General features: G+C 39.0%; 14 protein-coding genes. All 14 read left to right on the top strand.

All coding sequences use genetic code 11. From position 1 onward, the window contains the following. Window positions 1–178 precede the first annotated feature (178 nt). The 14 genes from I573_RS03275 (at window position 179) to I573_RS03210 (ending at window position 14633) form a co-directional block, all read left to right on the top strand. Complete coding sequence (locus tag I573_RS03275) at window positions 179–892, top strand: RNA pseudouridine synthase (protein ID WP_016185155.1); 714 nt, start codon at window positions 179–181, stop codon at window positions 890–892. 10 nt (window positions 893–902) lie between these two features. Then, the gene (locus I573_RS03270) at window positions 903–1613 is read left to right on the top strand and encodes a YjjG family noncanonical pyrimidine nucleotidase (protein WP_016185154.1); all 711 of its coding nucleotides are present in this window, start codon (window positions 903–905) and stop codon (window positions 1611–1613) included. Between the two features lie 118 nt (window positions 1614–1731). Beyond that, complete coding sequence (gene udk, locus I573_RS03265; RefSeq protein WP_016185153.1) at window positions 1732–2364, top strand: uridine kinase; 633 nt, start codon at window positions 1732–1734, stop codon at window positions 2362–2364. A 251-nt stretch (window positions 2365–2615) separates the two neighbouring features. Continuing rightward, window positions 2616–3074 carry a YaiI/YqxD family protein gene (locus I573_RS03260; RefSeq protein WP_016185152.1) on the top strand — a complete coding sequence of 153 codons (459 nt, stop codon included), beginning with the start codon at window positions 2616–2618 and terminating at the stop codon, window positions 3072–3074. 94 nt (window positions 3075–3168) lie between these two features. Next, window positions 3169–4233: a D-alanine--D-alanine ligase gene (locus tag I573_RS03255; RefSeq protein WP_016185151.1), complete on the top strand. Its 1065-nt coding sequence runs from the start codon at window positions 3169–3171 to the stop codon at window positions 4231–4233. Window positions 4234–4288: 55 nt separating this feature from the next. Further along, window positions 4289–5632 carry a UDP-N-acetylmuramoyl-tripeptide--D-alanyl-D-alanine ligase gene (locus tag I573_RS03250; protein ID WP_016185150.1) on the top strand — a complete coding sequence of 448 codons (1344 nt, stop codon included), beginning with the start codon at window positions 4289–4291 and terminating at the stop codon, window positions 5630–5632. A 104-nt stretch (window positions 5633–5736) separates the two neighbouring features. Continuing rightward, window positions 5737–6750, top strand: a complete 1014-nt coding sequence (gene add, locus I573_RS03245) for an adenosine deaminase (RefSeq protein ID WP_016185149.1) — start codon at window positions 5737–5739, stop codon at window positions 6748–6750. A gap of 329 nt (window positions 6751–7079) precedes the next feature. After that, window positions 7080–8663, top strand: coding sequence for a degradosome RNA helicase CshA (gene cshA, locus I573_RS03240; RefSeq protein ID WP_016185148.1), 1584 nt, complete (start codon window positions 7080–7082; stop codon window positions 8661–8663). A gap of 125 nt (window positions 8664–8788) precedes the next feature. Continuing rightward, complete coding sequence (gene acpS, locus I573_RS03235; protein WP_016185147.1) at window positions 8789–9148, top strand: holo-ACP synthase; 360 nt, start codon at window positions 8789–8791, stop codon at window positions 9146–9148. 20 nt (window positions 9149–9168) lie between these two features. Continuing rightward, entirely contained in the window at window positions 9169–10284 is a 1116-nt protein-coding gene (gene alr, locus I573_RS03230) for an alanine racemase (protein WP_016185146.1), read from the top strand. 13 nt (window positions 10285–10297) lie between these two features. Beyond that, complete coding sequence (locus I573_RS03225; protein ID WP_016185145.1) at window positions 10298–10672, top strand: type II toxin-antitoxin system PemK/MazF family toxin; 375 nt, start codon at window positions 10298–10300, stop codon at window positions 10670–10672. A gap of 74 nt (window positions 10673–10746) precedes the next feature. Then, complete coding sequence (locus I573_RS03220) at window positions 10747–10959, top strand: hypothetical protein (RefSeq protein WP_245555058.1); 213 nt, start codon at window positions 10747–10749, stop codon at window positions 10957–10959. 15 nt (window positions 10960–10974) lie between these two features. Further along, window positions 10975–11769 (top strand): pyrroline-5-carboxylate reductase, encoded by a 795-nt coding sequence (gene proC / locus I573_RS03215; RefSeq protein ID WP_016185143.1) that lies wholly within the window; start codon window positions 10975–10977, stop codon window positions 11767–11769. Between the two features lie 161 nt (window positions 11770–11930). Continuing rightward, entirely contained in the window at window positions 11931–14633 is a 2703-nt protein-coding gene (locus tag I573_RS03210; protein ID WP_016185142.1) for a YhgE/Pip domain-containing protein, read from the top strand. Window positions 14634–14746: the final 113 nt, after the last annotated feature.

The raw sequence follows: 14746 nt of genomic DNA, 5'->3' as shown, positions 1-14746 counted from the left end.
ATACAAAGCTACCCTGGAAAGTTTAATTGAACTTTTCTCCACCAGGTTGTAACGCTGTGTATGAGAAACATATTTACTTTACTCATTAAGCATAGGACGGATAGTTTAAAAAGTCAAACAAAGTGATTTTGGATCGCTTGAATGTACGGTATAATAAGAAAAAAGATAGAGGAATCAGATGAGAATTGATAAATTAATCGAAAAAAACCTAAATACTTCCAGAAAGCAAATGAAACGACTTTTCCTCACCGGACAAGTTGTACTCGATGGAGAAAAGATATATGAAGAAAAACGCAATGTCGATAGTCAGATTCATGACATTCGTGTCGCCGGTCAACGATTAGAAACGAGCGAAAATTATTGGCTGCTACACAAGCCACAAGGATACGTTACTGCAAATCATGACCAAGAACACGAAACAGTATTTGAGCTACTTGATAAAAAAGATCAACATCCTGATTTGTATGCTGTTGGGCGTTTAGATCGAGACACCACGGGATTACTTCTTCTGACGACTAATGGACCGTTAGGCTTTGCTTTATTGCATCCTGATCGTCATGTCGAAAAAACCTACCACGTCACAGTAAACGAAGCATTGACCATCCAAGATCAACAAGCCTTTTTAGCTGGGATTGAATTTATTGGTGGTAGAGTATGTAAGCCAGCTAACCTACAGATTTTGGAGACTTCCCCAACGAAAAGTACCGCATTGCTTACGATTTCAGAAGGGAAATTTCATCAAGTCAAAAAAATGTTTCTTGCTCAAGGGAAAAAAGTGATTGCATTAAAGCGTGTATCTATGGGACCATTACGTTTAGAACAAGAAGAAGTTGGTTCCTATCGTGCATTAACACTGGCGGAATTACACGCCTTGAAACCATATTTTCATTAGGAGGAATGTTATGCGAAAGTATCAAGTGATTTTATTTGATGTAGATGATACCTTATTAGATTTTCAAGCCGCTGAAACGCAAGCGTTGACCCATGCGTTTACGATGCAAGACATTCCAGTGACAGAAGAATTGATACACTACTATCACCAGATGAACCGTGATGTGTGGAAGATTATCGAAAAAGAAAATGATCGCCGAGAAGAGATGCTTGTGGAACGGTTTAAACGAACACTGACGTATTTTGCGATCAAAGCAGATCCTAAAACATTAAATCAGGCCTTTCGTACACAATTAGCTTTAGAACATCAAGTACTAGGCAATAGTTTGGCTGTCGTAAAGCAACTATATGACGAAGGGTATCTCTTGCAAGTTGCCTCAAATAGTCGTGGGGTAACACAACGAAAACGGTTAAAAGCAGCAGGTTTATTTGACTACTTTGATCAAATTTTTGTTTCCGATGAAGTCGGTGCACAAAAACCAGCGAAAAAGTTTTTTGATACGATCTTTTATGCCAATCGCACGATTCCAAAAGATAAACTCGTGATTGTAGGGGATTCTTACACTTCAGATATCACAGGTGGTCTACAAAATGGGATCGATACGATTTGGTTGTCTACAGAAAAGTTGGACGAAAATCAGCCGCAACCGACGTATCAAATCGAAACATTAGACGAATTGCCAGGATTATTGGAGCATCTCTCATCTAGTACACAGATTTAGAAAAATGCAAGCCTTTTTTTCAATGAATTCTTAAAAATGCTTGGTTTTGCATGGCAATTTATTCAAAATTCGCTATAATAGATAGAAGTGTGAAAAAGCAGACGAAAGAGGTAGACAGATGAGTAAGAACAAGCCGATTATTATTGGAGTGACTGGTGGATCCGGTAGTGGGAAGACAAGTGTCAGTCGAGCAATTTTAGATCATTTTCCAAATCACTCCATTATGATGCTTGAACATGATTCCTATTATAAAGACCAAAGTCATTTAAAATTTGAGGATCGTTTAGCCACTAACTATGACCATCCTTTTGCATTTGATACGGATCTATTGATCGAACACTTGCATCAATTGGTTGAATATAAAACAATCGAAATTCCAGTATATGATTACGTACAACATACTCGTAGTGAACAAGTGGTACTTCAAGAACCAAAAGAAGTCATTATCTTAGAAGGGATCATGATTTTAGAAGACGAACGTTTACGTGATATGATGGATATCAAAATTTATGTCGATACAGACGATGATACCCGGATCATCCGCCGTATCAAACGTGATATCGAAGAACGTGGTCGTACACTCGATTCAGTTATCGAGCAATATTTGGGTGTAGTGAAACCGATGTATCATCAGTTTATCGAACCTACAAAACGTTACGCAGATGTGATCGTGCCAGAAGGTGGCGAAAACCATGTCGCGATCGACTTGATTACGACGAAGGTCAGTGCGATTTTAGACGAAAAAAACTAGGCTTTCTACTTATTTTGTGATACTATATCGTTATGCGATGAGCCGAGGCGGTTGACTTAGGTCAACTACTCAACAGAGGCACAAGAGGAAACTCACCTGCCGGATTTGCAGGGTGTCGGATGGGAACTATGTGGAAATGGGCCCATCTACTAGCAATAGTACTGGTGAACCAACAGAATTTTTTCTGTTGGTTTTTTTTATATCCTAAGTCTACAAATAAAGGCTCGACTATATCATAAAAGGAGAATAGTATGCGTTTAGTCATTGATGGAGATGGATCACCTGTCAAAGAAGAAGTGATTCAACTTGCGAAAGAATATCATCTACCAGTTATGATCGTGACAAGTATCGCTCATTTTACGACAAAAGAATATCCAGAATTTGTGACATTGATCTACGTGGAAAAAGGACACGATCGCGCTGATTATGAAATCGTCAAATTAGTCGAATCAGACGATTGGGTGATTACTCAAGATTACGGACTCGCTTCACTGTTATTGCCAAAAGGGGTACGAGTATTTCATCAATCTGGGATGGAATATACAATAGAAACAATCGATTTGTTGCTTTTACAGCGATTTGAACATGCAGAATTACGAAAACAAAAAAAGCGAGTAAAAGGTCCTAAGCCGTTTACCCAAAACGATCGTAAGCATTTTTTGAGTGTATTAGGCAAAGAATTATCCCAACATTTGAATGAAAAGAGATAGAAAAACGTTAAAAGATTACGTGTCTTTACAAGTATTTTATGCTAAAATAGGGGAGAAAAATTTCTGATAAGAGACCTTATAGGAGGAACTACTCTTGAAAATTACATTGTTATATGGGGGAAAAAGTGCAGAGCATGATGTCTCGATTTTGTCTGCTTTTTCTGTGTTACAAGCAATTTATTATGATTATTATCAAGTACAGCTTGTCTTTATTTCAAAAACAGGTCAATGGCTAAAAGGGCCGTTATTGACTGAACAACCTAGCGTGATCGAGCAACTACATTTGACTGTAGAAGGCGAAGCAGCGAATGCTACAGCGATTGCACCTGGAGATATCAAAGAAGAAGATACGATCGTCTTTCCTTTGTTACACGGTCCAAATGGAGAAGATGGTACGATTCAAGGATTTTTAGAAGTATTAGATATGCCGTATATCGGCGCAGGCGTAGTTACAAGCGCGTGTGGTATGGATAAGATCATGACGAAATACATTTTACAAGCAGCAGGGATTCCGCAAGTACCTTATATGCCCGTTCTAGAACATCAATGGAAAGAAAATCCAAAACAAGTGTTTGAACAATGTGAAGGTTCATTACTGTATCCAATGTTTGTTAAACCCGCAAATATGGGATCAAGTGTTGGGATCTCAAAAGCTGAGAATCGTTTAGAGTTGCAAGCAGCATTAGCTGAAGCTTATAAATACGATTCACGAGTGGTGATCGAACAAGGGATCGAAGCGCGTGAAATCGAAGTGGCCGTCTTAGGAAATGAAGATGTGCGCACGACAGCTGCTGGAGAGATTGTAAAAGATGTGGCCTTTTACGATTACAATTCAAAATATATCGACAACAATATCGAAATGCAAATTCCAGCTCAAGTTTCAGATGAGGTTCAACAAAAAGCACAAGAGTACGCGAAAAAAGCGTATATCATGCTTGGTGGTAGTGGACTTAGTCGCTGTGATTTCTTTTTGACAAGTAAAAATGAACTATTTTTAAATGAATTAAATACGATGCCTGGGTTTACTCAATTTAGTATGTATCCTTCTTTATGGGAAAAAACAGGACTTAAATATGGTGATTTGATCGAAGAATTGATTCAATTAGGGTTAAATCGCTACCAACAGCGTCAACATCACGCTACAGATCTTTCAAATTAAGCAAGAAGAGTCGGGTCGAATTTACGTTCGGCTCTTTTTTTAAGGAGAATTTACAATGAAATTATCAATAACTGAAGTTGCCGCTTTATTTTCAGCGAATTATAGCGACCCAAGAATGATTACTGGTGTGGAGTTTGACAGTCGTAAAATCAAACCAGGAAATTTGTTTGTACCACTAGCAGGTGCGCGCGATGGGCATGAATTTATCGATCAAGCCATTGAAAATGGAGCAATCGCGACATTTTGGAGTCAAGACGAAGCCGCACCTTCTACGATCACAAGTATCAAAGTTACTGACGTATTAGCAGCATTTCAAACTTTGGCGACGTATTATCGTGAAAAAACTGCGCCAAAAGTCGTGGCAATTACTGGAAGTAATGGGAAAACCACAACAAAAGATATGACAGAGTCTGTTCTTTCTCAACGATTTAAAACATATAAAACGCAAGGAAATTATAATAATGAGATTGGCTTACCTTATACCTTATTACATATGCCATCGACTACAGAAGTGATTGTTTTAGAAATGGGAATGGATCAAGCGGGTGATTTAACCTTGCTGTCCACGATTGCAAAACCAGATATTGCCGCCATCACAATGATTGGCGAAGCACATATTGAAAATCTAGGTTCACGAGCAAATATCGCGGCAGGAAAAATGGAGATTACAGCTGCATTGGCCCTAGATGGTGCATTGATTGTCCCTTATAACGAACCTTTACTTCGTCCGTTGACAGAAAAACTATCACAAAAAGTCTATACGTTTGGTATTGGAGAAGGAGAGATCTCCGCGCAGATTTCAGAAGAGACTCGGGACTATACGCGCTTTTTAGTCGAAGAACAACTCTATGAAATCCCAGTGTTGGGGAGTTATAATGTGACGAATGCCTTGATTGCGATTGAAATCGGCCGTTTACTAGGAGTAGCTCCAGAGCAGATCCAACATGGGTTGGCGACGTTTGAACTCACCAAACAACGCACGGAATGGTTAAAAGCTTACAATGGAGCGGATTTGTTAAGTGATGTGTACAACGCGAATCCAACTGCGATGAGTTTAGTGTTAGACAGCTTTGGGAAATTACCTGTCCCTGGGAAAAAAATCGCTGTTTTAGCTGACATGCTAGAATTGGGTCCAGACGAATTGGCGATGCATGCCGCGATGTCTTCTCATTTAGCAGGATATGATGAACTTTATTTATATGGACGAAGAATGGAAGCACTGGCTGCGTTGATTCCGGAAACATATCCAGAGTTAACGTATCATGTTTTTAAAGAATCAGAAAAAGAAGCTTTGATGACTGCGTTGAAGCAAAGGATTACTCCAACAGATAGTATTCTATTTAAAGGAAGTAATGGAATGGGATTAGCTGAAATCGTGACTTTCTTACAAAACAATTAGTAAAAACAGACATTTCCTGAAATTTTCAAGAAATGTCTGTTTTTTTATATACATTTTGAAAAAGACTCGCTATAATGCTAAAAATACCCTAAAGGAGTGACTACATGTTTACTTATGAATCAATTCAAGCTTTTCCAAAATCTGAATTACATTGTCATTTAGACGGTTCAATTCGTCCAAAAACATTACAAGACATTGCCAAGATGCAGCAGATGTCAATCGAAGAAGATCTACACGAGATCGAAGCGAAGATGCGTGCTTCTAAAACGTGTCGGAATTTGGAAGAATATTTAGTTTGTTTTGATTATGTCTTGCCGTATCTTCAAACAGCAGAAGCTTTAACACGCGCAGCTTTTGACGTAATGGAACAAGCAGCGCAAGACGGTGTGGTTTATTTAGAGATTCGATTTGCACCCAGTTTATCGATGGAAAAAGGTCTAACTGTCTCTCAAATCATCAAAGCTGTAGCAACAGGAATCGCCCAAGCTGAAACCCAGTACGAGATTATTGGCAATATGTTGATCTGTGGCATGAGAAACACCTCTTCTGTGCAAGTAAAAGAAATCTTTACCAAGGCTTTAGCCAGTGGAGAAACAAAGATCGTCGGCTTTGATTTAGCTGGACCAGAAGCAGATGGATTTTCTTTAGAGTTTACGGAACCTTTAGATTTAGTAGCAAAAAGTACAAAGGTTCACTTGACCCTACATGCCGGTGAATGTGGTTGTACGCAAAATATCCATCAAGCGATCGCACGTGGAGCTAAACGAATCGGTCATGGAATTAGTTTAGCGCAAGATCTTGATTCATTGGACCACACGATTTGTATTGAAGGCTGTCCAACGAGTAATATTCAAACGCAAGCCATTGCGTCTTATGAAGCCTATCCAGTTCGTCAATGGTTGGATCGTGGGATTTCATTTTGTTTAAATACCGATAATCGTACCGTATCCGGCACGACATTGACCAACGAGTTTTATCAAATTGCTAAAGCACATGCTCTAACAGAAACACAATTACGTTTGATTGCACGCCAAGGGATCGAACATGCCTTTACGAGTCAAAAAATAAAGACTGAGATTTTAGAAAAAATGGCTCAAAGTTCACTTGAAAGAATATGAAATCTTGAAACTGTAAACTTGATGTAAATTTCATCCTGTGTTAGAATGGGTGACGTGCCGAAAGACGAAGTTATCATTTAGAAACTTAAATTCCCGCTGAGGGATCTTAATAGACAGGCAAATTTTGCCAGATATTCAATGCTAGGCGGAGACAATGGAATGTACACAATTGTCTCGCCTTTTCTAATGCCTTCAAGAAGTGGTTTTTCGGTGAGAGTCTACCATTGTAAGGGACGATGGTGGATATAGCTATGAACACTTCAACGAAAAGACAAGACCCTTTAAGAAGAGGGCGCCATAAGTCATTATGGTACAATAGGAGGATTCATTTGAAATTTAAAGAATTAGATTTATCACCAGAGCTATTAGCATCTATTGAACGTGCAGGCTTTGAAGAAGCAACACCAATCCAATCAGAAACGATTCCATTAGCATTAGCTGGAAAAGACGTTATTGGACAAGCACAAACAGGTACTGGTAAAACAGCTGCTTTTGGTTTGCCAATGTTAGAAAAAATCGATACAACGAAACAACAATTGCAAGGATTAGTGATTGCACCAACTCGTGAATTAGCGATCCAAACGCAAGAAGAATTATACCGCTTAGGTAAAGATAAAAAAGTACGTGTACAAGCCGTTTACGGTGGAGCTGATATTAGTCGCCAAATCCGTCAATTAAAAGACCGTCCACACATCGTAGTCGGTACTCCAGGACGTATGTTGGATCATATCAACCGTCACACATTAAAATTGTCTACTGTAGAAACATTAGTATTAGATGAAGCAGATGAAATGCTAAACATGGGCTTCTTAGAAGACATCGAAGCAATCATCTCTAAAGTCCCTGAATCACGTCAAACATTATTATTCTCAGCAACAATGCCACCGGCGATCAAAAATATCGGTGTGAAATTTATGCATGAGCCAGATCACGTGAAAATCAAAGCCAAAGAAATGACTGCTGATTTGATCGATCAATTCTACGTACGTTCAAAAGATTTCGAAAAATTCGATATCATGACACGTTTACTAGATGTTCAATCACCAGAACTTACAATCGTATTTGGTCGTACAAAACGTCGTGTTGATGAATTAGCACGCGGATTAGAATCTCGTGGGTACAAAGCAGAAGGAATCCATGGTGATCTTTCTCAACAAAAACGTATGAGCGTATTACGTAACTTTAAGGGTGGAAACCTTGATATCTTAGTTGCGACAGACGTTGCCGCTCGTGGATTAGATATTTCAGGTGTAACACACGTATACAACTATGATATCCCTCAAGACCCAGAAAGCTATGTTCACCGTATTGGTCGTACTGGCCGTGCTGGTAAAGGCGGAATGTCTGTAACATTTGTAACTCCTAATGAAATGAGCTACTTACATGTTATTGAAAACTTAACGAAAAAACGTATGACTCCTCTACGTCCACCAAGTGAAATCGAAGCGTTCAAAGGTCAATTAGGCGCTGCAATTGAACAAGTGGAAGAAAAATTAGCAGAAAATGGTTTAGACCGTTACTTAGCTTCAGCTGAAGAATTACTACAAGATCATTCAGCACAAGATATTGCTGCTTTACTATTGAAAGTATTAGCAAAAGATCCTGCTGATCAAGAACCTGTAAAAATTACACCAGAACGCCCGTTGCCTCAAGGTAAGAAAAACTTTGGTGGTGGCAATCGCAATCGTGGTGGCGGTGGAAACCGTAACCGTAATGGCGGAGGCGGAAATCGTCGTCGTGATAACCGCGGCGGTGGCCGTGACGAACGTGGTGGCCGCGATAACCGCGACCGTAATCGTGATGGCGGTGGAAACCGTGATCGCAATCGTGGACCACGTGAAGATGGCGCGAAAAGAAGCCGTCGTTCTTCAGACAGCAAACGTAGCTTTGTGATCCGTTCAAACCAAGATTAATTTATCAAACAAGTAAGGCATGAAGCCTTGCTTGTTTTTTTTATCAAAAAAAGGAAAAAATATATCTGTTTTTCTTGGGATTTTTTGGTAGAATAAGACTAACTTTAGAAAAAGGACTTACATAAATGATTAAAGGAATCGGCATTGATGCAGTTGAGCTTCCTCGAATTGCGCGAATTATTGAAGAAAAACCTTCATTTGCAAAAAGAGTGCTCACTAAACATGAACATACGTATTTTGACTCCCTTCCTAAGCATCGAAAAATCGAATTTTTAGGAGGGCGTTTTGCATGTAAAGAAGCGTTCTCCAAAGCTTTTGGCACTGGGATCGGCAAAGTCACATTTCAAGATTTAGAAATTTTAACGACTGACAAAGGTGCACCAACTTTTACAAAAGCACCTTGGCCACTAGAAGCTGTCCATGTCAGCATTACGCATACAGATACTACAGCTTTTGCACAAGTATTATTAGAACAAAATAGGTGAAAAAGAAAGAAGGAATGTCTGTGGTCACATCTTACCATCGCCCGACCCAGTTGATTATTGATTCTGATGCCATTCGCCAAAATATGCATCAGGTAAAAGCCCATTGTCAAGCTGCTGAAGATATTTTTGCGGTCGTAAAAGCTAATGGATATGGTCATGGTGCCGTTCCTATTGCAAAAATCGCGCTAGAAGAAGGCGCCAAAGGCTGTTGCGTTGCTACGATCGATGAAGCAATCGAATTGCGTGAAGCGGGGATTACTGCACCAATCTTGATACTGGGTGTCGTAGATGTTCAGTATTTACCTATCATTAGCACTTATGAATTTGCGATCCCGCTTGCTACGACACAATGGCTTACAGAAGCGATCGAATGGTATACTCATACGCCGTGGGAAAATAACATCGCACTTCATATGGCAGTCGATACAGGAATGGGAAGAATTGGGTTTACTACTATAGAATCGATTTGTGACACGGTTTCTAGGGTAACTGCTAGTGAGGGGTTTTTTATTGAGGGAATCTTTACTCATTTTTCGACTGCAGACGAAGCCGATCAAACGTATACGAAACAGCAAAATCAACGTTTTGAAGAAGTGCTCGCCAGTTTACCAAGCCGTCCCCGTTATATCCACTCTGCAAATAGTGCAAGCGAGTTATGGCAAGAAAGTGAAGGAAATTTGATTCGCTATGGCATTGCATTATATGGATTAAATCCATCTGGAAATACACTCGCATTACCGTATCCATTGATGCCAGCATTAGAATTAGTTTCTAAAGTCGTTCAGGTCAAGAAAGTACCTAAGGGAAGTAAAATCGGGTATGGAGCTACGTACGAAGCACTTGAAGACGAGTGGATCGCTACGATTCCGATTGGCTATGCCGATGGATATATTCGGAAAATGCAAGGATTTCATGTGTTGATTGAAGGGCAGTATTGTGAAATTGTAGGACGAGTATGTATGGATCAAATTATGGTGCGACTGCCACATGAAGTCCCACTTGATGCACCTGTTGTTTTAGTAGGTGAAATGAATAAAAAAACCATTACGTTACAAGATGTAGCAACTCATATAGGAACGATTCATTATGAAGTGGCTTGTCTCTTTTCAGAACGTTTACCAAGAATTTATAAATAATAGGGGGAAGTATATGATTAGGCGAGGAGATATCTACTTTGCAGATCTATCTCCGGTCGTTGGTTCAGAACAAGGCGGTGTACGACCGGTATTGATTGTTCAAAATAATTTAGGAAATCATTTTAGTCCGACAGTAATTGTTGTCGCGATTACTGCAAAAATTGCAAAACCCAAATTACCCACTCATATTCCAATTGCCGCTTCAAAAATGGGGTTAGAGCGTAATTCAGTTATTTTAGCTGAACAAATTCGGACATTAGATAAGTCACGATTGAAAGATCGGATTTGTCGAGTGAATGAAGAAAAAATGATGGAAGTCGAACGAGCGATTAAGGTCAGCGTGGGGATTGATCTTAAAGTTTCTGAAAGTGGTCTGTTATCAAAATGAGTATGATCGCTTTTCTACTGATAATCTTGACACTTTTAGGACTAGGCTATCAAATCGTAAAAAAGTTGCGCCAAATGAGACGTCGACAGCAAATCGAATTTGAAGGCTATTGTTTGTTGGTGAAAATCAAAAAAGCAGATGAACAACAGGAATATCCGACAGGGATTTTTCAACAAGGGGAACAAGAATGGGAGTGGCAAATTCCATTTTCAATGCAGACGTTATCGACACCGGTTAGAGGATATGTTGTAGTCAACCAACAAAAGGTGTCCTCATTTTATCAATAAAGGAGTTTTTTTGACATGTTGAAAATTGGATTTATCGGAGCAGGAAATATGGCACAAGCTATGATCAAAGGAATGATCGATAGTCGATTGTATCAAGCTCAAGACATATTGGTGTATAATCATCGCTACGCACCGACATTAGAAAAAGTAGTCGATACATATCATGTAACACCGATTTTGGACATGGCAGAAATGATCAAGCAAGCAGATTTGGTTATTTTAGCAGTAAAACCCAATATATTACGTCACTTATTGCCTACGCTAAACCCATTGGTGGATACAAAGTTAGTTTGTTCGATTGCATCAGGTGTGACGATTTCAGAATTAACAAAAGGATTAGGTGATCAAAAAATCATTCGTGTGATGCCCAACACGCCAGCTATGGTTGGTGAAGGGATGAGCAGCGTATCCGTTACAGAAAATGTTTCTGTTAAAGAACAAGAGGCTGTCCTAGAAGTGATGTCTAGTTTTGGTCGTGCTGAATTGGTACCCGAAAGTTTGATTGATGCAGTAGTTGGGGTCAGTGGTTCAGCACCTGCTTATGTGTATGTCTTCATTGAAGCCCTAGCAGATGGTGCGGTCGCTGAAGGAATGACGAGACAACAAGCATATGCATTTGCGGCTCAAACCGTTTTGGGCGCAGCAAAAATGGTCATCGAGACAAACGAACATCCTGGAGTGTTAAAAGATCAAGTTTGTTCTCCTGGAGGTACCACGATTGCAGCGGTACAGTCACTAGAAGAAAATGGCTTTCGAGCAGCGACGATACAAGCCGTACGTATGGCAGCGAAAAAAAATCGCGAAGGCTAGGATAAGGAGACGAGACAGTGTTTCATTGCCTCGTCTTTTTTTATAAAATAGACAAATAAGTTGTTTTGTCTAAAAAACACTTTCTGCAAATTTTCAATCGTGGAAAACTATTGTGAAACATGATAATTTAAACATCGAGACTAAAAAAGCAGGTGAATGAAGTGCAAAAAATAAAAAATGTATTTTACCTTTATCGATTAGACTGGCAGCGAGTTTTTAAAATCCCGATTGCTGCATTTTTAATAGTTGCGTTAATGTTTTTACCCTCACTTTATGCATGGTTCAACATTGAAGCGCTATGGGATCCTTATGGCAATACTGGGGAACTTCCAATTGCGATCTACAGTGATGATAAAGGAGCTACGATCAAAGATAAGGATATTGATATCGGAAAAGAAGTATTGGAAGAATTACATAAAAATGATCAGTTGGGTTGGCAATTTGTCGATTCAAAAGAAGAAGTTACAGAAGGCGTAAAATCAGGGAAATATTATGCTGGAATCTATTTACCAAAGAATTTTTCAGAGGATTTGATCAGCTTTACAAAAGGCGAAATCAAAAAGCCGACGATCAATTATTATTTTAATGAAAAAATCAATGCTATCGCACCTAAGATCACAGATAAAGGTGCACAAAGTTTGAAAGAAGAAATCAGTAGTAATTTTATCAATACAGCATCTTCTACATTATTTAAAGCGTTAAAAGATGTTGGATATGATATTGAAACAAACTTAGTATCGATCAATAAAATCAAAGATTTAATTTTAACTACGAATAGTAATATGGGTGAAATCGATGGATATTTGGCAGAAGTAGTCACCTTACATCAAAAATTACCTGAATTAAAATCGAAATTAGATAAAGCCAATGAACTAAAAGGCTATTTACCACAAGTCGATGAATTGGGATCTAAAATTATCGAATTGAATGGAAAAATGCCAAGTATCAAAGAACAAGCATCAGTTATTTTAACGTTGCAACAAAAAATTCCTGAATTACAAGCAGCGGGAAATCAATTGTCAGAAATCAATAAAGATTTTGATTCTGTTGAACAAACGATGACACAAGGTGTTAATGAAGCCAAAGAAGGATTGCAAGTCATCGAAAAAGTCCAAACACTTTGGCCTCAAATCGAACAACTTGGTCAACAGGCGAGTGGTACGGCAACTTCAGTCGAAGCATTTGCAAAACAATTGCAAACCGCATTGCCTTCAATTCAAGCTTCAGTCGACACGACACTAAGTTCGGTCAATCAACTCGCGAGCGATACACAAAAAGTTACAGCCAAGATTCAAACGCTGCTAGATAAGAATGAATTGACTCCAGAAGAGCGACAAGCCTTGCAAGCCTTAGTGAACGATTTGCAAAAACGATTCGAAACGCAAGCGACGTTACTAGGTACGATTGCTGACTTTTTAGAGTCGTTGCAACAAACAACGAATACTACTGCATTTACTCAAACGATTGAACAATTACGCAATGCGCAAACATTAGCGAATGGTATGGCCCAACGTTTGAGCCAGATCGATGTGACTTCAGACGCTGGGATCACGCAGATCAAAGAGATTTTAAGTACCGTAAATGCTACAGCACAATCGATTCAACAAACGATTGCTCAAGTACAACAATTAAACATCGGAGATAAAGTTGGCACGATTTTAACAGAGCTGATCGCGACATTAAACAATGCACAATCTTTGATGGGAGAAATCAATTATACGCAACTAAAACAATTGCTTGATGCCACACAAGGTACCGTTACACAAGCTATTGGGATTTTAGAAAAATATCAGGCACAGCTTCCAGCGATTCGCCAAGAGTTAAAAGATGCCAATGAAATGTTAAATGGTCATATGGATCAAATCATTTCTGCAATCAACAAAGGTGCGGATCTGTATCAAAATGAATTGCCAGTAGTAGCTGATAAATTGCAACTAGCTAGTAATTTTATGCAAAATGATTGGCCTGGTGTAAAAACAGATATTACCAATACATTAGATACGGTCAATGCGAAGTTCCCGGATGTTGAGAACGCATTAAATCTAGCCAATACCTTGATTCAGGAAGATTGGCCATCGATTAAAAAAGGGATTGCGAAAGCTGCCGATGCGATCAACAAAGGAGAAGAGACACTTGATTTAGGTCAAATTATCAAATTGATGAAACAAGATGTTCAAAAAGAAAGTGAATTCTTTACAAATCCAGTCGATCTTAAAACCACAACGATGTATCCTATCGCAAATAATGGATCGGCAAGTACCCCATTTTACACGGCCTTATGTTTATGGGTAGGAGCATTATTATTTTCAAGTATTGCAACGACAGATTTCCATTTAAGCAAAAAAGAACACAAACGCTTTACTAGACGTGAAACCTTTTTAGCCCGTATGTTGACCTTCTTAACGATGTCGATCTTCCAAACACTGATCGTCACACTTGGAAATATCTTCTTATTAGGAGTCGATGTCAAAGCACCAGTACTAAGTGTGATTTTCGCACTATTGATCGGATTGACCTTTATGATGATCATTTATGTACTTGTTGCGTTATTTGGGAATTTTGGTAAAGGAATCGGGATCATTATCTTAGTACTCTCGATCTCAGGTGGTGGAGGGAATTATCCGATCCAAGTATCTGGAAAATTCTTCCAAATGATCAATCCATTGCTACCGTTTACGTATGCGGTGAATTTATTACGTGAATCAGCTGGTGGTGTTTACTGGCCAAATGCGCGTATCGACATCATCGTATTAGTATTGATCGCGTTAGGATTTTTTGCTATCGGACTTTATGCAGCACCTAAGATGGTAAATATCCAAAAGAAAACAAGTGCTATGATCAAGAAAAGCCATATTTTCCATTAAGCACAAGAGGCTGATCACTTTTGAACTACCGTTTACTCATTTTTTAAAGGATGTGACAGATTTCTGTCGCATCCTTTTTTTGCTAAACAGGCTAGTGTAAAGTTTGTTCAAAA

Source organism: Enterococcus sulfureus ATCC 49903 (genome assembly GCF_000407605.1).
GTDB lineage: Bacteria > Bacillota > Bacilli > Lactobacillales > Enterococcaceae > Enterococcus_G > Enterococcus_G sulfureus.
This window is presented reverse-complemented; position numbering and strand designations above follow the sequence as displayed.